Annotated in this window: 16 protein-coding genes; 11 read left to right on the forward strand and 5 right to left on the reverse strand. The window is 41.1% G+C overall.

Features of this window, described 5'->3' with window-relative positions; genetic code table 11:
- Positions 1 to 106: 106 nt before the first annotated feature.
- Positions 107 to 1,249 carry a glycosyltransferase gene (locus tag RM049_RS16675; RefSeq protein WP_322704969.1) on the reverse strand — a complete coding sequence of 381 codons (1,143 nt, stop codon included), beginning with the start codon at positions 1,247 to 1,249 and terminating at the stop codon, positions 107 to 109.
- Between the two features lie 278 nt (positions 1,250 to 1,527).
- On the opposite strand from RM049_RS16675, the gene RM049_RS16680 reads away from it, so the two are divergent.
- The 3 genes from RM049_RS16680 to RM049_RS16690 all read left to right on the forward strand — a co-directional run bounded on the left by RM049_RS16680 (position 1,528) and on the right by RM049_RS16690 (position 4,166).
- Entirely contained in the window at positions 1,528 to 2,469 is a 942-nt protein-coding gene (locus RM049_RS16680) for an NAD-dependent epimerase/dehydratase family protein (RefSeq protein ID WP_322704970.1), read from the forward strand.
- 104 nt (positions 2,470 to 2,573) lie between these two features.
- Positions 2,574 to 3,161, forward strand: a complete 588-nt coding sequence (locus RM049_RS16685; RefSeq protein ID WP_322704971.1) for an SMI1/KNR4 family protein — start codon at positions 2,574 to 2,576, stop codon at positions 3,159 to 3,161.
- A 129-nt stretch (positions 3,162 to 3,290) separates the two neighbouring features.
- Complete coding sequence (locus tag RM049_RS16690; protein WP_322704972.1) at positions 3,291 to 4,166, forward strand: SMP-30/gluconolactonase/LRE family protein; 876 nt, start codon at positions 3,291 to 3,293, stop codon at positions 4,164 to 4,166.
- Positions 4,167 to 4,582: 416 nt separating this feature from the next.
- Here RM049_RS16690 and pgsA read toward each other — a convergent pair whose 3' ends face one another.
- Positions 4,583 to 5,119, reverse strand: coding sequence for a CDP-diacylglycerol--glycerol-3-phosphate 3-phosphatidyltransferase (gene pgsA / locus RM049_RS16695; RefSeq protein WP_322704973.1), 537 nt, complete (start codon positions 5,117 to 5,119; stop codon positions 4,583 to 4,585).
- A 137-nt stretch (positions 5,120 to 5,256) separates the two neighbouring features.
- On the opposite strand from pgsA, the gene RM049_RS16700 reads away from it, so the two are divergent.
- From RM049_RS16700 to RM049_RS16730, 7 genes are all read left to right on the forward strand, one after another.
- Positions 5,257 to 6,678 (forward strand): aspartate ammonia-lyase, encoded by a 1,422-nt coding sequence (locus RM049_RS16700; protein ID WP_322704974.1) that lies wholly within the window; start codon positions 5,257 to 5,259, stop codon positions 6,676 to 6,678.
- Between the two features lie 187 nt (positions 6,679 to 6,865).
- A complete protein-coding gene (locus RM049_RS16705; protein ID WP_322704975.1) occupies positions 6,866 to 7,837 on the forward strand; it encodes a DUF362 domain-containing protein in 972 nt (323 codons plus the stop codon).
- Between the two features lie 1,174 nt (positions 7,838 to 9,011).
- Positions 9,012 to 9,197 (forward strand): hypothetical protein, encoded by a 186-nt coding sequence (locus tag RM049_RS16710; protein WP_322683497.1) that lies wholly within the window; start codon positions 9,012 to 9,014, stop codon positions 9,195 to 9,197.
- Positions 9,198 to 9,615: 418 nt separating this feature from the next.
- The gene (locus RM049_RS16715; RefSeq protein WP_322690521.1) at positions 9,616 to 10,128 is read left to right on the forward strand and encodes an inorganic diphosphatase; all 513 of its coding nucleotides are present in this window, start codon (positions 9,616 to 9,618) and stop codon (positions 10,126 to 10,128) included.
- 146 nt (positions 10,129 to 10,274) lie between these two features.
- Positions 10,275 to 10,658 carry an aspartate 1-decarboxylase gene (panD, locus tag RM049_RS16720; protein WP_094349223.1) on the forward strand — a complete coding sequence of 128 codons (384 nt, stop codon included), beginning with the start codon at positions 10,275 to 10,277 and terminating at the stop codon, positions 10,656 to 10,658.
- An 11-nt stretch (positions 10,659 to 10,669) separates the two neighbouring features.
- Entirely contained in the window at positions 10,670 to 11,572 is a 903-nt protein-coding gene (locus RM049_RS16725) for an MBL fold metallo-hydrolase (protein WP_322704976.1), read from the forward strand.
- A 45-nt stretch (positions 11,573 to 11,617) separates the two neighbouring features.
- A complete protein-coding gene (locus RM049_RS16730; protein ID WP_322704977.1) occupies positions 11,618 to 11,830 on the forward strand; it encodes a hypothetical protein in 213 nt (70 codons plus the stop codon).
- Positions 11,831 to 12,234: 404 nt separating this feature from the next.
- Here RM049_RS16730 and RM049_RS16735 read toward each other — a convergent pair whose 3' ends face one another.
- From RM049_RS16735 to RM049_RS16745, 3 genes are all read right to left on the reverse strand, one after another.
- Complete coding sequence (locus tag RM049_RS16735; protein WP_322704978.1) at positions 12,235 to 13,449, reverse strand: HhoA/HhoB/HtrA family serine endopeptidase; 1,215 nt, start codon at positions 13,447 to 13,449, stop codon at positions 12,235 to 12,237.
- 266 nt (positions 13,450 to 13,715) lie between these two features.
- Complete coding sequence (locus RM049_RS16740) at positions 13,716 to 15,038, reverse strand: D-alanyl-D-alanine carboxypeptidase (protein ID WP_322671151.1); 1,323 nt, start codon at positions 15,036 to 15,038, stop codon at positions 13,716 to 13,718.
- A 444-nt stretch (positions 15,039 to 15,482) separates the two neighbouring features.
- Entirely contained in the window at positions 15,483 to 16,553 is a 1,071-nt protein-coding gene (locus RM049_RS16745; protein ID WP_322671150.1) for an LOG family protein, read from the reverse strand.
- 765 nt (positions 16,554 to 17,318) lie between these two features.
- Between RM049_RS16745 and RM049_RS16750 the strand changes: the two genes are divergently transcribed.
- Positions 17,319 to 18,134, forward strand: a complete 816-nt coding sequence (locus tag RM049_RS16750) for a GNAT family N-acetyltransferase (protein WP_322683502.1) — start codon at positions 17,319 to 17,321, stop codon at positions 18,132 to 18,134.
- The last annotated feature ends 217 nt before the right edge of the window (positions 18,135 to 18,351 follow it).

Below are 18,351 nucleotides of genomic sequence, written 5' to 3' on the forward strand. Positions count from 1 at the left end.
TCCTTAATAATCCACACCACACATAGTCCCAATATTAAAGCCAAAATGAGATGCTTCTGGGGGAAATTGCCAAAAGCCTAAAAAAATAAGACGTTAATCAAGACCATCATTGCAAAAATGGTCTTTTTTCGTTGCACTTGTTTACAAAATCTAGATAACGATCTGCAAAGATTTGCGGTGAAAACTGCGCAGCGTGCGATCGCATATACTCAGAATTGAATGAACCCTCATACATTTCAAATTTTTCTACTGCCTCCACCAAAGCCGCCTCTGTTTGCGTCTTGAAAAATATACCTGTCCCTGTATCCGCATCAGAGCGAATATCTCGCACTGTTTCTAAAGCACCCCCTGCACCATAAGCAATCACTGGCGTGCCGCAAGCTTGTGCTTCTATTAAGGCAATACCAAAATCTTCACAAGCTGCATATACAAACGCCTTAGCCCTAGACATATATTTTTTTACCACATTATCGGGTTGCCATCCCAGTATTTGGATATTAGAGTTTGCCATCTCGCGAATCTTGTTCATTTCATCTCCTGTACCAATGACTACTAACGGTCGTTTTAGTTGATTAAAAGCCTTGACAATCAACGATATTTGCTTGTAACTCACTAACCGGGAAACTGTCAGGTAGAAGTCTTCTTTCTCAGACAGAAACGGAAATTGAGCAATATTCACTGGTGGGTAAATGACTGTTGCTTCTCGTCGATAGCAACGCCAAATCCGCCGAGCTGTATGTTGCGAGTTGGCAATGAAATAATCAACGCGATTGGCACTCAATACATCCCACTGGCGCAAACGATGTAATAAATATCGCGTCACCCATCCAGGTAAGCCACTACCTAGTTTGCTGTGGTGCAGATAATCAAAGGTCAAGTCCCAGGCATAGCGCATAGGGCTGTGACAGTAGCAAATATGCATCTGTTCGGGAGTGGTAAGGATTCCTTTGGCAACAGCATGGGATGAAGACAGAATGACATCATAATGCCGCAAATCCATTTGTTCAATTGCCAAGGGCCACAAAGGCAAGTATTTTTGTATACCGTTGCGGGCATAAGGAAAGTTCTGGAGAAACGTCTTACCAATTTGACGCTTATATAAATAACTTTCAGGATTGCTGGATTCAAAATCGATGAGAGCATACAAATCAGCATCAATGTGATTCAAAATTTCTCGGACAACGAGTTCTGAACCACCGGTGGCTTTGGGTGTTAGCCACTCATGAACCAGAGCATGTTTCAAGGGCACAGCTAACTTGAATAAATGGAAAATACAAAGGCCAACTTGATGACGTTAACTTAAAAGTTTCCTCTTGTGATTAATTAACGGGAAGCGCCCCAGATTAGCACATAAGACGGAATCTTTCCCTTAGAGGTTCCAGATGGATACTACAACCTGATAATCTCAGATTGGGCATGGGGCATTGGGCATGGGGCATTGGGCATTAGTTATTTCTTTTTGTCTCCCTAATTCCTAGTCCCCAGTCCCTACTCCCTCAATGAAAACTGATATGAAAGGGTGAATTTATGCGAATTCTGATTATGGGTGGTACTCGGTTCATTGGTGTTTATTTGACTCAATTACTGGTGGAACAAGGACACGAGGTGGTGCTGTTCAATCGTGGAAATCGGCCAGCACCTTCTTTAAAGGGAGTAGGACAAATTATAGGCGATCGCACAGATGCTACTCAATTAAAAGCAAAATTATCACAAGAAAACTTTGATGTCATTTTTGACAATAACGGACGAGAACTTACTGATACTCAACCATTAGCAGAAATTTTTCAAGACCGAGTGCAACATTTTGTGTATATGAGTTCTGCGGGAGTGTATCTCAAATCCGATCAATTGCCCCATGTAGAAGGCGATGCAGTAGATCCCAAAAGTCGTCATAAGGGTAAACATGAAACAGAAGCTTACCTGACTCAATTGGGATTACCTTTTACTTCCATTCGTCCTACTTATATTTACGGGCCTCGTAATTATAATGAGTTAGAAGGCTGGTTTTTTGACAGAATTGTGCGCGATCGCCCCGTTCCTATTCCCGGAAATGGGTTGCATATCACCCAACTAGGTCATGTTAAGGACTTAGCACAGGCAATGACTCAGGTTTTGGGCAATGAAAAAGCCATAGGACAGATTTATAATATCTCTGGCGATCGCTTTGTCACTTTTGATGGTTTAGCCCGTGCTAGCGCTATTGCGGCTGGCAAATCACCCGATGCTGTCAAAATCGTCCACTACGACCCGAAAAAGTTTGATTTCGGCAAACGCAAAGCTTTTCCGATGCGGGTGCAGCATTTCTTTGCTTCGGTAAATAAAGCGCAAACAGAATTAAACTGGCATCCTGAATATGATTTGATTTCTGGGTTACAAGATTCTTTGGAAAATGATTATTTGGCTAATGCAAAAGACAAAGCTGATGTTGATTTCTCTGTAGATGAGGAAATTTTACAAGCTGTTTCATAACTAGATTCCCGACTTATTTAAATAAGTCGGGAATCTGAACCTTATATTTCAACTGGATTGATACCTAATTCACACGTTTTTGTAAATCAAAAATATATTGGAAAATGAACGAACGCGAAAATATTCAACAATCTTTCAGAAATCTCCTAGAAATTATTGAAAAACAAAGACCTGGATACATTGCTGTTTTAAAAGAAGGTTTACTCGATGATGAAATTCATAATAGCATTACAACTCATCCAAGTTCTGAAGGTTTAATTGCTATATATTCATGTGTGAAAGGATGTTGTTTTGAACTTCCTAATAATTTTGATTTTCCTACATACTTACTTCCTGGATATAATTTAATCGAAATTGATAAAATAGATAGCGTTAGAAATCGTTTGTATAGCGTACATAAAAATCCAGACTGTTGGGGATGGCAACCAGATATGATTCCTTTTTTATACGGTAGTGGAGGTGATTACTATTGCGTTAGAACTTTGTCAGACGATCGATCAGTTGTACGGATTCCTAAAGATGATGTTTTAGATATAATTTGTCAAAGCATTAAAGATTTTATTTTAATAATTACTGAATGCTATAAACAAAATGCTTATTTTTTGGATGAAGATAGATATCTGGAATGTAATTATAATTTAGAAGAAAAAATTATAGTAAGTTTCAACCCGAATTATTATCAAAATGGTTGAAAATAAAAAGAATGATAATCAAGTAGAAAATCCAGATTTTATTAAGTTAAACCAATAATTTAATAGTACAGACTAAGCAGATACGAAGGAAAAAAATATACTTTAATTTCATCTTTAAATTAACTACTTATGGGACAATATCCACTCCACAATGTTCTAGAAGCCCGTGCCCGCTTGGGTGAAGGGCCGATCTGGGACTCTACCCAAAACCTACTGTATTGGGTTGATATCTACAACCATCGGGTGCATCAGTTCAATCCTGCTACGGGGGAAAATCGCTTTTTTGATGTGGGAGATGTGGTAGGTGCGATCGCAACAGCAGGTGCAGATAGATTAATTATGGCACTACGTCATCACCTAGCATTTCTCAACACCCAGACAGGCGAAGTTACTCCCATTTTGGAGATTGAAGCAAATCTGCCAGAGAACCGTCTCAATGATGGCAAATGTGACCCTCAAGGCCGCTTTTGGATCGGTTCAATGTCTTCTTCAGAAAAACCCCATGCTAGCCTCTATCGTTATGATGCTGATGGCTCATTACATGTGATGGAAACAGGATTGACTATCTCTAATGGGTTGGGTTGGAGTCCAGATCAGAAGACATTTTACTTAGCTGATTCTCCTCACCAAAAAATATATGCTTATGACTTTGATTCAGTAACAGGTAATATTATCAACCGCAGAACTTTTGTTGATTTAACTCATGAATCTTTCCATCCAGATGGGTTAACAATAGATAGTCAAGGAAATATTTGGTCAGCGATGTGGGATGGGTGGTGTGTGATTCGTTTCAATCCCAAGGGTGAAGAAATATTGCGGATTAATCTACCCGTTCCACTCGTAACGAGTTGTACCTTTGGTGGCAAAGATTTGCAAACACTCTACATTACTACCGCTTCAGTTGGACTCAGCCAAGCGGAGATAGAAAAAAGTTTCTACTCAGGTGATTTGTTTGCTCTCCAAACTGATGTTACTGGATTACCTAGCTATGATTTTGATAAATAAAGTATTAGCTGTGTAAAAGTGAATCGCTAAATTTGCCTCTCGTATTCGTTCAACTCAACTCTTTACTTGTTTGCGAATTCTAAAAATTCCGAGTTCCGAGTTTTGATCTCGAAGTTTCCAGTTCTGATCCTGAAGTTTCGAGTTTTGAATCTCAAGTTTCGAGTTCTGATCTCGAAATTCCGAGTTCTGATCTCGAAATTCCGAGTTTTGATCTCGAAGTTTCCAGTTCTGATCCTGAAGTTTCGAGTTTTGAATCTCAAGTTTCGAGTTCTGATCTCGAAGTTTCCAGTTCTGATCTCGAAGTTTCCAGTTCTGATCTCGAAGTTTTGAGTTTTGATCTCAAAATTCCGAGTTTTGCTCTTGAAATTCTGAGTTTTGAGGTTGTTGCCAATATTCCTGTGTAGCTTATTCGTGGTTCACTTTACATCTAATATGGTATTTTCCTTAATTGGATTTTGCGGCAAAAGATAAATACCACCAGAAATTAAAGTTAGGGCAACAGAAACCCAAAAGGCAATCAGAGAGGGAGTTTGCCACACTTCAGGTAAGGGTGCAATTAAAAGTGCGATCGCCACTATTTGACTAACAGTTTTGAGTTTACCCCAAATATTCGCCCCGGTAATCGTCGTTTGATTCACCCGCCAACCAGCGATCGCTAATTCCCGCGCTAAAATCAAAAATACTCCCCAAGTCGGTATTTTTTCTAGTTCAATCAAAACCATCAATGGCGCTAGTACTAGAAATTTATCCACTAAGGGGTCGAGAAATTTACCCAACTCACTAATTTGGTTGAGTTTCCGCGCCAAATAGCCATCTAACCAATCAGTTAACGCCGCAACGATAAAAATCGCCAAACATATCCACCTAGCTTGTGGTGTGGGGTTGTACAAGCCATAAAGCAGAAATGGTACACCTAGAAGGCGAGAGAAGGTAATCCAGTTGGGTAGCGTCATTGAAAATTCAAAATTCAAAATTAACAAGTGTAAAGCAACAACCTGGCAAGCAAATATGCAAAATATATGCAGATTAGTGTATCTGAGTGTGCCTGCGTGGGAAAATCTGTTTTCTGAAGCTCTCTTAAAACAATACTATGACTGAACACACAGACTCTCAATTCCGCATCGAACGCGATTCGATGGGCGATCGCCAAATTGCTAGTAGCGTTTATTACGGTATACAAACGCTACGAGCCATAGAAAACTTCCCCATTAGCGGCATTAAGCCTTTAGCTACCTACGTAGATGCAGGATTAATCATTAAAAAAGCTACAGCAATTGTCAATGGAGAACTAAATTGCATTCCCCAAGATATTAGTCAGGCGATTGTCCAAGCAACTGATGAAATCTTAGCTGGGAAGTTCCGAGATCAATTTGTTGTGGATGTTTATCAAGCGGGTGCTGGAACATCCCATCACATGAATGTCAATGAAGTTCTCGCAAATCGCGCCTTAGAAATACTTGGTGAAGAAAAGGGCAATTACAAACGTGTTAGTCCTAATGACCACGTTAATTATGGGCAGTCTACCAATGATGTGATTCCGACTGCAATTCGGATTGGTGGATTATTGGCATTATCTAAAACATTACACCCAGCAATAGATGGTGCGATCGCATCTTTAGAAAACAAAGCTGTAGAATTTCAAGATATCGTCAAATCTGGCAGAACTCACTTACAAGACGCAGTACCAGTGCGCTTGGGCGACAATTTTCGCGCATGGGCGCAAATTCTTACAGAACACCAAAACCGGATTTATACCGCCTCTGGTGATTTGATGGTGCTGGGTTTGGGAGGTAGTGCAGCCGGAACGGGATTAAATACTCATCCTTTGTATCGCGCCCGCGTGGTAGAAGTTCTTTCAGAATTGATTGATACTCCTTTAGAACCTGCACCCCATCTCATGGCAGCTATGCAAAGTATGGCGCCATTTGTAAATGTTTCTGGTGCTTTGCGGAACCTAGCCCAGGATTTAGCCAAAATATCTCATGATTTACGGTTGATGGATTCGGGGCCGAAAACTGGTTTCAAAGAAATTCAACTGCCTCCAGTGCAACCCGGTTCCTCGATTATGCCAGGGAAATATAACCCAGTGATGGCAGAGATGACATCAATGGTGTGCTTTCAGGTGATGGGTTACGATAGTGCGATCGCTTTAGCCGCCCAAGCCGGACAATTAGAATTAAATGTGATGATGCCGCTAATTGCCTATAACTTGATTCACAGTATCGAAATTCTCGGCAATACCATCGCTGCACTCACAGAACGCTGCATTGAGGGAATTACTGCCAATCAGGAACGTTGTTTAGCTTATGCTGAAGGCAGTTTAGCTTTAGTAACCGCCCTAAATACCCACATCGGTTATTTAAATGCCGCAGCTGTCGCCAAAGAATCTTTAGAAACTGGTAAATCTTTACGGCAAATTGTTTTAGAACGCGGATTAATGAATGAAACAGATTTAGCCACAGTGTTAAATCTAGAACAAATGAGTGGTATCGTACCACTCAAAACAGAATAATAGATTATGGGGCATGGGGCATGGGGCATTGGGCATTGGGCATGGGGCATTGGGCATTGGGCATTGGGCATTGGACATTGGACAATAATTAATAGTTCTTCTTCCCCTGCTTCCCCTGCTTCCCCTACTTCCCGTGCTTCCCCTACTTCCCCTGCTCCCCCTGCTCCCTCTATCCCCTACCTATACCATGCAGACTCAAAAACCAGCTGTTAGTCTTATTCGGGCTACATCTTACGAACAAGAGGCTTTAAGAGAATCCTTAGTCACGCTGCTGGAACCTTTTGGAGGAATGGCAGCGTTTGTAAAAAAAGGCGATCGCGTTTTACTCAAACCGAATCTACTTACCGGATCGCGTCCTGGTAAAGAGTGTATCACCCGTGCCGAACTAGTTTATGAAGTTGCCCAAATGGTAATTGAAGTTGGCGGTAAGCCATTTTTGGGCGATAGTCCTGCTTTTGGTAGTGCCAAGGGCGTAGCAATAGCAAATGGCTATCTGCCTATTTTAGAAGAACTCAATCTTCCCATCATCGATTTTCACGGTCAGCGTTACCAAACCGTCAGTGACAATTTTAACCATCTGCGACTGTCTAAAGAAGCAATGGAAGCAGACGTAGTGATTAACCTACCGAAAGTTAAATCACATGCCCAGTTAACATTAACACTAGGCGTAAAAAACTTGTTTGGTTGCGTTCCCGGCAAAATGAAAGCTTGGTGGCACATGGAAGCGGGAAAAGACGCGAATAGATTTGGTGAAATGTTAGTAGAAACTGCCAGGGCAATTAACCCTAACTTAACGATATTAGATGGCATCATCGGTCACGAAGGTAATGGCCCCAGCAATGGGGAACCTCGCCAACTGGGTATTTTAGCAGCCGCATCAGATATATTTGCCTTAGATCGGGCAATGGTAGAAATCCTCAATGTTTCTCCTGAACAAGTGCCCACAGTTGCAGCTTCTCAAAGGCTAGGAGTTTGTCCAGAACTTGCTGCCATAGAGTTTCCACATTTAAATCCTGACTTATTAAAAATAGAAGATTGGCGGCTACCAGACAATTTAATACCCATTGATTTTGGTATGCCCCGCGTCATTAAGTCTACCTTTAAGCATCTTTATACCCGATTTATCAAGGAACCAATCAGTGTTTATGGAAGGCAGTAGGGGGTGGGGAGAAATCAATTCAAAATTCAACTTGCGCTTCTAGCGCACCAAAGGTGCGACTCAAAATTCAAAATTGTACCCTTACAGGGAAGCAAGCTACGCGCAGCGTCTGTCTGCGACACGCTGCGCGAACGTAGAGAAGAAAAAGACAAGGGGAGAATAACCCATGCCCCATGCCCAATGCCCAATGCCCAATGCCCAATGCCCCATGCCCCATGCCCCATGCCCAATGTCCAATCCCCAATCCTCAATTTAATGCAAACGTCGTTACAGCAATTTCATTTATTAGCAGAGTAATCTGTAATTACCCTCCGATTGCTTAACTAAACCGCCCTATTATATTTAGTGGCGGTTTTTTTAGCTGATTAATTTGTTATACAATTTCTCGTCTGAGATTTTGATTTATTCAAAAAGTTATACGGATTTAGAATCTGGAAATTGGGATTGGGTATTTTGTTCAGATATGGGGATTTGGTAATAACTTACTACACCTCTAGGCTACCTTCTAAAACTTGTTTACTCTATCTTTATATAGATTGACAAAACGGCTGTAATATTACACAGATTGCAAAATTTAAATTCTTAAATATTTGTTTAGTGATATCACTGAATCCATTCAGCCTTATACAGTTAATGTATCTGTGTTTATTCGGTAGTTATCATTGGTTACAAAAATCATTACTACTATTTCTTCTCTGGTGTCAAATATTTTGTGTATAACTACTATATAACAATCAAAAGCACTGAATATCTATCAGTGCAATTGCGGTTTTGTGTCCTGTATCACAAATTAGCAATTCCAGTAAAATGACCTTATCAAAAGCTTTATAGAATGTTATAATCATGAAGTATCGGATAAATATGTTTTGCTAATTAATCTTTAATCAGCGAAAAAATGTAACTTATGATGCTGTCAAAGTTTGCTTTACGTATGCAACCCGTTACACCATACAAGGAAACACCTGAAAATATTAATTACAAAATAAAACATGATTTGCTTGTTTGTAACTTTGTATTAAGAATTCCATGTATAAAAAGGCTATTATGACAGTTGTATAACTGATTTAAATTGTAGAATGCTACACATTTTACAGTTTAAAAATAGCTAAAATAGCATTAATACTCTCACTCAGAGAGTAAACCTACACAGTGTTGCGAAGAACTTCAATTTTGTATGAATTCAAATAGCCAGTCTGCCAATGCCGATACATATTCCCAACGTTTGGCAGACATTGTGGGAACTGCGATCGCTCTGTTGACTCTTACCCTACCCGTATTTGTCATCGCCCACTATTCTTCAACTAATGTTCAAAATAACCAGCAACCTTTGATCCAAAATATACAAACAAATCAAGATTGATCGAGCTTTCCAGTCCCATTTCCTCATAAGGATATCTACAAAAAAGCAGAACACTGATTTTGTAGACAATCTCTGTAGATGTGGCTGTAGTTAGTCAAAAATAAGCTAAATCTGGATTGTGTGACCCAGATTTTAGTTGTCTTAAACATTGTTAGGACAGAAATCCCTCTAACAGTAATTAAGGACGGAAGATATCCATCATACCCTCTTGGAAAAAGCGTTGCGAAGTTTGCTCGTAACGCTTTTTCTATTTTTTGGCTAATTCAAGGGAATAGGTTACATCTGAAAGTTTCTTCCCCAGTGCCCTATGCCATAAAACAAATACCTTGGGAAGAGATCCATATTGCCCTAAAATTCTACACGGGGAGCGAAGCTGACAGAGTGCCCCCATGATTCACAGTTATCAGAGGAGTTTTTTGTGGACTTATCTCGTATTCCTGCCCAACCGAAACCTGGTCTAATCAACGTTCTGATTGAAATTACTGGCAAAAGTAAAAATAAATACGAATACGACAAGGAACTACAAGCTTTTGCTCTAGACCGAGTACTTTATTCCTCAGTACAATATCCTTATGACTACGGCTTTGTACCCAATACTTTGGCTGATGATGGCGATCCCCTAGATGGTATGGTCATAATTGATGAGCCGACCTTTCCCGGCTGTATTATTGCTGCGCGACCAATTGGCTTTTTGGAGATGATTGACGGTGGCGATCGCGATGAAAAAATCCTTTGTGTTCCTGACAAAGATCCGCGCTACACTCAGGTAAAATCTCTGAAAGACGTATCACCACACCGCTTAGATGAAATTGCTGAATTTTTCCGTAGTTATAAAAATTTGGAAAAAAAGGTGACTGAAATTCTCGGTTGGCAAGATGTAGACAAGGTTGCAGCTTTAGTTGAAAAATCCGTCAAAGCTTATAGAGGATAATAGAGGAGTTAAGAGTTAAGAGTTAGGAGTTAAGAGTTAAGAGTTATGAATTTTTATTCCTAACTCCTCACTCCTAACTCCTCACTTCACTTTGCTAACTTTCCCTTGTTACGGATTTTAAAATCTGCCACCAACCCTAAACCAGAATGCAGCGTACTCTCCTTTTGGCAAAAATTCATAACTGCACCCTTACAGGGGCAAATATCAACTACGTAGGTAGTATCAGTATTGATGAAATCCTTTTGGAAAAAGCTGGTATCTTACCTTATGAGCAGGTGCAAGTAGTTAATAGTGCCAACGGTCAGCGCTTTATTACTTATGCGATCCCCGCTCTAGCTCATTCAGGAATCATTGAGCTAAATGGGGGTGCGGCACGTCTAGGCATTATTGGCGATCGCTTGATTATAATGACTTACGGGCAGTTCACTCCAGAAGAGTTAAAAAGTTACTCTCCTACGGTAGTCATTGTGGACGAAAAAAACAGGCTGTTAGAAGTGCGGCGCTACGATGACCTGCTCACTAAGGTCTAATTTCAAGGAAAATGTCAAATTTTGAGTTGTCGGATTCTCAGAGCTACATAAGAGAAAAGTCATCTACCCTGCCAAGTAGCCCAGCAGGTGAGTTTATCGTGCAATTCTGGGGTGTAAGAGGTTTAATTCCTACTCCCAGTAGCAATACCAGTCGTTATGGTGGTAATACCGCTTGTGTAGAAATACATGTAGCTGGGAAACGCTTGATTTTTGATGGCGGTACAGGCTTACGCATATTGGGTAAAACTTGGCAAGAACTGCAACAGCCACTAGAAGCCCATTTATTTTTTACCAACTGCCAATCAAACCGAATTCAAGGATTTCCCTTTTTTGCTCCTGCATTTATTGGAGAAAATTGCTTCCATATTTACGGCACAGCCGCCTCAAATGGAGCCTCAATCAAACAATGTCTGTACGATCAGATGCTCCAGCCACACTTTCCTTACCCTTTACAGGTAATGCAGTCAGAATTGCAATTTTACAATCTGACCCCAGAAAGTGACGTAAAGTTAGATGATGTCACCATTACAATTGCATTAATTAATCAAACTCAGCGGTCAGTTGGCTACCGAGTTAGTTGGCAGGAGTATAGTGTTGCTTATATCACAGATTTGCACCAAAATGCCGATCAAGTGGAGCGAGAGCGGATTTTAGAGTTTATTAAAGGCGTTGACTTGCTGATTGCCAATGCCACTTATACTCCGCCGACATCTCACAACCATGATTCTGCTGATTTACTCTGGCAAGCTGCGGTAAATGCAGCTCTGAATGCTGGCGTCAAACGGCTAGCCATTTCTCATCATCACCCAGATGACCATGATGATTTTCTCGATCGGGTGCAAGTCGATATTAAATCTGCTTTTCCTCAAGCCCTATTAGCCCATGAAGGTCTAGTATTAGTTGTTGGTAAGTGATTTCACGATCGAGTTTCTAAGAGCAGTTGATAGTCTAATTCGATCGTGAGTACTCTCGATCGAGTGCTGAAAGACGCTTTGCAACTTTCCCCCGAACAGCAAGAAATGCTGCTCAAGATTCTCCAAAACCGCTACCACGAAAATCGTCGTGCAGAAATAGCGACGGATGCTCAACAAACGCTAGCTAATTTCCATACAGGTAAATTTCGGCCTCAGTCAGCCCAAGATGTTATTTCAGCATTACGCGGGGTTAGCTAAGATAGATGCTTTAATGATTACAGCAACTTTCATTACTATGCCAAACTTTGATGCTGTCATTAAATGCATAGCTGACAATGGTTTTCCCATCTAGGCTAATTGTGAAGAATTCCATCTGGGCTTAAGCTCAAGCTGTTTAAGTACTCTGAATGAGGTTCATCAAAGGTATGAAGACATGGAAACATAAACAGACTCTAGAAAAGAGTTCAGCGATAATAAATTTTTTAAATTACATATTTGGGTGGAAAAGAAGGTAGAATCGGGAAATCTACGTTATTGGGCTGCTGCCGCTAGTAAACGAGGCAAAGCCTCACAGAGGGCATTCCCAGCCAGAGGCTGGGAACGAGAGAAAGCTTTTCTAGACTGTCTAATATGCTTAAGTTGACACCAATAACAGATGTGTTCTACGAAGCATTTTGCAACTCGGCTGTGCGGACTGAAAGCTGCTCTGTCTTATTACCTCGTTGCACTTTTACCTGTAATACTTGACCAAGGCGACTGTCTTCCACAACATTCTGCAATTGTTCGGCACTGGTAATAGCTTTACCATCAATTTGCAGAATTACATCCCCGCGCCGGATACCCGCAGATGCCGCTGGAGAATTGGGAACAACTCGCATCACAAAAACACCATTGATTTCTGGTATCTGAATCGGAGAGTTGGGATCGGTGTTATTTTGCTTGGCGAGATCGGGTGTCAAAGTTAGCATTTGCACACCTAAATAGGGGTGAGCAACTTTGCCATCGCGTTGCAGTTGCGTTGCGATCGCTTTAGCTTTATCAATAGGAATGGCAAACCCAATACCCATTGCATCAGGGCGAATGGCTGTGTTAATCCCAATTACTTCACCTTGACCATTCAATAGTGGGCCGCCAGAGTTACCAGGGTTAATAGCGGCATCTGTCTGAATGAAATCCAAACGTTTGTCACTAATGCCAACTTGGGCGCTGGAACGTTTGAGGGTACTGACAATTCCCAAGGTAACAGTATTATCGAATCCCAAAGGATTACCGACTGCGATCGCCCAGTCTCCTACTTGGACATTACTGGAAGAACCCAAAGGCGCAACTGGTAAATCGTTACCAGCGTTAATTTTGACTACTGCCAAATCTGTAACTTCATCAATACCTTGAACTTTTCCTTCAAAGGTGCGACCATCTTTGAGTCGGACTGTTACTTTATCGGCCTTATCGACCACATGAGCATTAGTCATAACTAACCCGCTCTTGTCAATAATGAAACCTGAGCCTAAACCGCGTAACTGCTCAGACGGCGGCATCTGTTGGGAGAAACCGTCACCAAAAAACCGACGGAAAAAGGGGTCTTCCATAAATGGATCGACGCGGCGAGTAATTGTTCGCTCAGTATCAATGCGGACAACTGCTGAACCAACACGATTCACTGCTGCTGTCACAAAGCTACTGCTTCCGATCGCAGCACTAGCTGGTGATTGCCGTTGAGCAATTAGATTTGAAGTATCAACAGTTATTGTGGGTGCTGGTTCGGCTTGAGAGGGTAACACCTGCAATGTGCTAACCGCTAGCACAACTCCTAGCGCGATCGCTAAAACATGAGTACTTAGTTGCCGTAAAGACCGAGATATTTTGGGAAATCGCATAATCACAACCTAATTTATAAGCTTAATTGTTGCTTAGTCGTGACAAATCTATTTACAGTTATTTTTATTTCAGGTTTCGCTTGCTCTTTACCCTACAGGGGTTAGGGCATTTTGCGAACTACCTGTAATCAACTTAATAGAAAATTTAACCCAAAAGCTATTATGGACATTACCCTTTCAAGTTCGGTTTTTACCCATCAATAAAACTTTTGGATTGCGAATAACATTAGTCCGCTCTCTGTTCTAACTGTAGATTATGGAAGTCCCTAACTTTTGTATAAAATTTCATTCCGATTAACTGCACCTAGTTGGGGTAAAGAGTTAATGGCTGAGTGGGGAGTGAGGTTAACAGGAACGGTTGGAGGTAATTGTAATTGTTTAACAACACTTTGCAAGAGTTGGTCTTGTCCAGTCCGCAAACCCCAGACATTTGTCCCACGGTTGATAATCGCAAACCAAACCAAACCGCGATCGCGTGTGGGCATCACTCCCGCTAAAGCGCTCACATCCCGGAGAGTACCAGTTTTGATCACAGTCGCCAGGGGAATATGTCTAGTGTGTAGTGTCCCCCGGTGGTCGAATCCAGACATCGGGAATAAGTCAGCTAGATTCAGTTGATGGGCAGATGCTTCAGCTTGAATAGCCATAAACATGGCACACACAGCCCTGGGGGAAATGCGATTTTCCGGCCCCAATCCAGAACCATTGATTAACTGGATTTCCGCTTGTGGCACTCTCGCTAGATTAGCAGCAGTTGATTGGACTACAGGCGCTCCCCCTACTGAATCTGCCAGCATCTCTGCCATATCGTTGTTACTATAAACGTTCATTTCCTTGAGTAATTGCTTCAAAGGCAATGAGCGATGACGCAGTAACAAAGTTTGTTGAGGGTTTGGTTGCGCCTCAACTTTCACTGCACCCGCAATCACAACTTGAGGCTTGGGTGTTCCCTTGGGCATGATTGAGTGGGTGTAAATCGCAGGGCGTCCCCAAGTGGCCCGATTTAGCGTTTGCTTGAGCATCAGACCGGCTAGCATTGGCTGACGTTGAAAATTCATGGCAAAACTGCCAGTAATAATCAAATTTCCTTTTACTTGCTTGATGCCCATTTGATTGAGAGTATTACCAAGAGCGATCGCTTCTTCCCAAACAAACAAAGGATCGCCACGGCCTGTAACCACCAAATCGCCCTGCACAACTCCATTTACCACTGGGCCAGTGACACTCACCAAAGTATCAAATTGGTAATCTGGCCCCCAAGTTTTCAAAGCAACTAGTGAAGTGGCAATTTTGGTTAAAGAAGCAGCCGGCAGCGGTGTCGTACCTTGGTGATTTGCCATCAGCATTGGTCCCGACTGCATCCAAATTCCCTGACTCTCAGCCAGATTTTGCGCCACCACTTTTGATGTAATGAGCTTTTTCAAATATTCCTGCACTGTAGTCGCCCCAGTTGGATTTGGATCGGGGGCAAGAACAAAGCCAGGGCTACTTTGCCAAGTTAGTGCATCTAAGGCATCTAGAGGTTTGATTTGTACTCCAGCCATTTCCAGCCAAAGCGACACCAAACCTGAACCCAATAATTCCAGCATTTTTTATTCCTCTGTTAGGATCTCAAGCGTTGTTTACTGTGCTAATATACAAGCTTTTTTACAAAAATCAGTATTGAGTCATAATAACTGGTGTTTTTCTCATCTGTAAGTAGGGTGAATAATATTGTTTTCGCGCTAAAGACACGATAAATCGCCGCCTCTATAATAATCAGCCTTTTGTCTTGACAGCGATTCATCGCATCTCTTGCCTTAACCTACGCGCAGGGTGTCGCAGCCTGATAATAAAAGGCTTTATGCTGTGCGATCGCTCTTGGTAATTCCATAACCTTGAAACAAGGAAAGGGAAAGTATTCAAAATTCTCTCCCTTTTTTCCCTTAATACACTAATCAGCATTCAAGTTGCATAATCAGGGCGGACATCTTATCCGCCCTACAAGATAGTGAGAAAATTTTAATATGCAAATTAGATGTGTTTTAGCTTACCTACTTTCTTTCTGGATGCGCTGCATCCTCTGGTGAAGGAGTACCCATCCGGTTAATTGTGGCAATCATCTGATACAAACGTCCCAAATCGCGTTGATTGAAGTATAAAATGAGGCGAGGTAATCCAACAGTTTCATCTTGTGCTTCTTGAGGTAATGCCTGACTTTTTTCAATTCTTCCTTGAATAATAATGTCGCTGAAATCAGCATTAAGTTGTTCTAAAAGAGCGTCTGATATATCTGTCTTCAGGCGGATGACTAACTTATTGCTTACATAGCGGCTGGAATGATAAACCTGGTAAAAACGGGTGATAGCGTCACAAGCCACATCCAGGTTATCTGTCACCGTGTAAAGGTTGGGGTCTTCAGGATTGACAAGACCGTTTTGCACTAATTGCTTATCAATATATTCGCTCCAAGAGCGCCAGTAATCACCACCAGGGCGATCGATTAAAACTAAAGGTACTGGCCCAAATTTACCAGTTTGGCTTAATGTCATACATTCAAAGGCTTCATCTTGAGTGCCAAAGCCTCCCGGAAACAAGGCTACAGCATCACTTTCTTTGAGGAGAAACAGCTTGCGGGTAAAGAAATATTTGAAGTTAATTAGCTTGGGATCGCCCTCTATAAAAGGGTTTGCTTGTTGTTCAAAGGGTAACTGAATGTTTAATCCAAAGGAATTTTCTCGTCCAGCACCTTCATGACCCGCCTGCATGATTCCACCACCACCGCCAGTCATCACCATAAATCCTAATTGAGAAACAGCGCGAGCAAACTCAAGGGCCATTTGGTATTCTGGCCTATCTGGCGCTAGACGAGCAGAACCAAAGATGGTGACTTTGCGAACGTGTCGGTAATCATAGAAAAGCTGGAAACCGCGCTCCATATCTGCTAATGCAGCGGATAATATTTTCCAATCGAGACGCTCAATTTCAGTATCAGCTAGACGAACAATAGTAGTAAGTGCTTGCTGAATAAATTGCCGATTTTTTAATGTCGGTAAACGAACGATCAATTCAGCGATATCCGCCTGTAAAGACTCTAATATGTCAAACGACGCAGATGAGGTCATGAGAACTGCTGCAACAATGGCACTATATTTTACGTGAACTACTCACACTCTAGCAAGCGAGAATAGCCTTCTGATGTGCAATTAGCAAATTTATAACTGGTTTTGAAGCTAGGAAATTCTAAAAATCTTTTTGATAAGGCTTGTTGCAATATTTCAACTGTTGGACACCATAACAAGTTCTCTTAGTAGATAGATTGACATAATTTACCTACTAAGGATAATTGCGATCGCAATACATAGCAGATTTCAAGGAAGGTGAGGTACACAACGATTTGTCTGACCCAGGTATAAAGCTTGTTTTACTCCTGAATTCTGTATTCTGCGGTATATCGGAGTTTGTGTAAAATGATATAACTTACATCTATAGCGTATATCAAAAGAAAATTTTGTATCTTATTGCCAGATTTTTTGGGAATTAATGTCCATAATAAAAGCACTCTAACCCTAATCTAAAAAAGTAAAAAAGCTCTTTAGATCGCAATACCGTTCAGTTCAACCTAAAATCCTTGGTAGAGACACGAAATGGGACTAGGCTTCTCTACAAGACGCTGCGCGATCGCCCCACTATGCTAATGTCCCGCTGGCTAACGTGTCTTTACAGGTCAAAATCAGTACCAAAAATCCTTAACCCAAGCTTATTTCTCTAAAGGATGTTTGATCGCAAATTATATCAATTACGCTTAGACACATTAATTCATAATGTGAGTTATTTATATAGTGCCTAAATCTTATAGAATATTTTCGCAAATCTAAGTAGGAAGATAGATGGAAGTTTCTGGACGCATCAATTACCCACTGAATCCTCCTCCCCCTCTTGAAGATTTTCCCGTCCTTCAAACTGAAAAATATACCCTACGGCTGGCTTCAACTGAAGAAGAATTAGAATCAATTTTTCGGTTGCGCTTTGAAGTTTTTAATCTTGAACTAGGCTTGGGGTTTTCTGCTTCTAATTTTACCCAGATGGATATAGATAAGTTTGATGCGGTTTGCCATCATTTAATCCTAATCTCCAAACATACGGGTAAAACGATTGGAACTTATCGGATGCAGACCTATATAATGGCTTCTCAAAGACTAGGCTTTGATGCTACCGATATATTTAATCTTAATGGAATTCCCAATTCTGTGCTTCAGGTATCAGTGGAAGTTGGGCGTGTATGTATAGCTAAAGAATATCGCAATAGTCAGGCACTTTTACTACTCTGGGAAGGGCTGGCAAATTATCTCATCTGGAGTAAAAACCAATATTTCTTTGGCTGTGCATCATTACTAACACAATGTCCTGGGCAAGCTACTTGCGCTTATGATTATTTTCGGCAGAATAACTTGATGCATCCAAGTATTTTGGTTTACCCAAATTCACAATTTTGTTTAGAATTGACTCAAAATTATCCAGGTTCATCTAATATTGAAATTCCTAAAATTTTGCAGGCTTACTTGAATATTGGAGCTAAAATATGCAGCCTTCCTGCTATTGACCGACACTTTAAAACTATTGATTTTTTAACTATATCTAATATTGCAGACTTTGGCAGATGGCGTTATCCAAACCTTCTCAAAAAACCCTTACCACAAATATAGCTAGATTTAGTGTATTTTATACTTTATTGACATCTCGGTTTCAAAACAAAATCCAGTTTTGCGGGATTTGATACAACCTTGCCCATTTCTTTTTGTAGTTAATAAAGGAGAGGTGTTGATTGCCAATCTTTCCAATCAAATTAAAGTCCAGTTAGCGATGTTTAACAAATAGGCTTTGCTTGAAGTCTTCGCTATGTCTACGATGGGCGTAGCTGCG

This window comes from Nostoc sp. DedQUE04, from assembly GCF_034530995.1.
Classification (GTDB): Bacteria; Cyanobacteriota; Cyanobacteriia; order Cyanobacteriales; family Nostocaceae; genus Nostoc.

What these genes read in the sequence shown, in the direction of transcription:
- RM049_RS16680 (WP_322704970.1), top strand. Translation starts at nt 1,528, where the DNA reads ATGCGAATTCTGATTATGGGTGGTACTCGGTTCATTGGTGTTTATTTG.
- RM049_RS16685 (WP_322704971.1), top strand. Translation starts at nt 2,574, where the DNA reads ATGAACGAACGCGAAAATATTCAACAATCTTTCAGAAATCTCCTAGAA.
- RM049_RS16690 (WP_322704972.1), top strand. Translation starts at nt 3,291, where the DNA reads ATGGGACAATATCCACTCCACAATGTTCTAGAAGCCCGTGCCCGCTTG.
- pgsA (WP_322704973.1), bottom strand. Translation starts at nt 5,119, where the DNA reads ATGACGCTACCCAACTGGATTACCTTCTCTCGCCTTCTAGGTGTACCA.
- RM049_RS16700 (WP_322704974.1), top strand. Translation starts at nt 5,257, where the DNA reads ATGACTGAACACACAGACTCTCAATTCCGCATCGAACGCGATTCGATG.
- RM049_RS16705 (WP_322704975.1), top strand. Translation starts at nt 6,866, where the DNA reads ATGCAGACTCAAAAACCAGCTGTTAGTCTTATTCGGGCTACATCTTAC.
- RM049_RS16710 (WP_322683497.1), top strand. Translation starts at nt 9,012, where the DNA reads ATGAATTCAAATAGCCAGTCTGCCAATGCCGATACATATTCCCAACGT.
- panD (WP_094349223.1), top strand. Translation starts at nt 10,275, where the DNA reads ATGCAGCGTACTCTCCTTTTGGCAAAAATTCATAACTGCACCCTTACA.
- RM049_RS16725 (WP_322704976.1), top strand. Translation starts at nt 10,670, where the DNA reads ATGTCAAATTTTGAGTTGTCGGATTCTCAGAGCTACATAAGAGAAAAG.
- RM049_RS16735 (WP_322704978.1), bottom strand. Translation starts at nt 13,449, where the DNA reads ATGCGATTTCCCAAAATATCTCGGTCTTTACGGCAACTAAGTACTCAT.
- RM049_RS16740 (WP_322671151.1), bottom strand. Translation starts at nt 15,038, where the DNA reads ATGCTGGAATTATTGGGTTCAGGTTTGGTGTCGCTTTGGCTGGAAATG.
- RM049_RS16745 (WP_322671150.1), bottom strand. Translation starts at nt 16,553, where the DNA reads ATGACCTCATCTGCGTCGTTTGACATATTAGAGTCTTTACAGGCGGAT.
- RM049_RS16750 (WP_322683502.1), top strand. Translation starts at nt 17,319, where the DNA reads ATGGAAGTTTCTGGACGCATCAATTACCCACTGAATCCTCCTCCCCCT.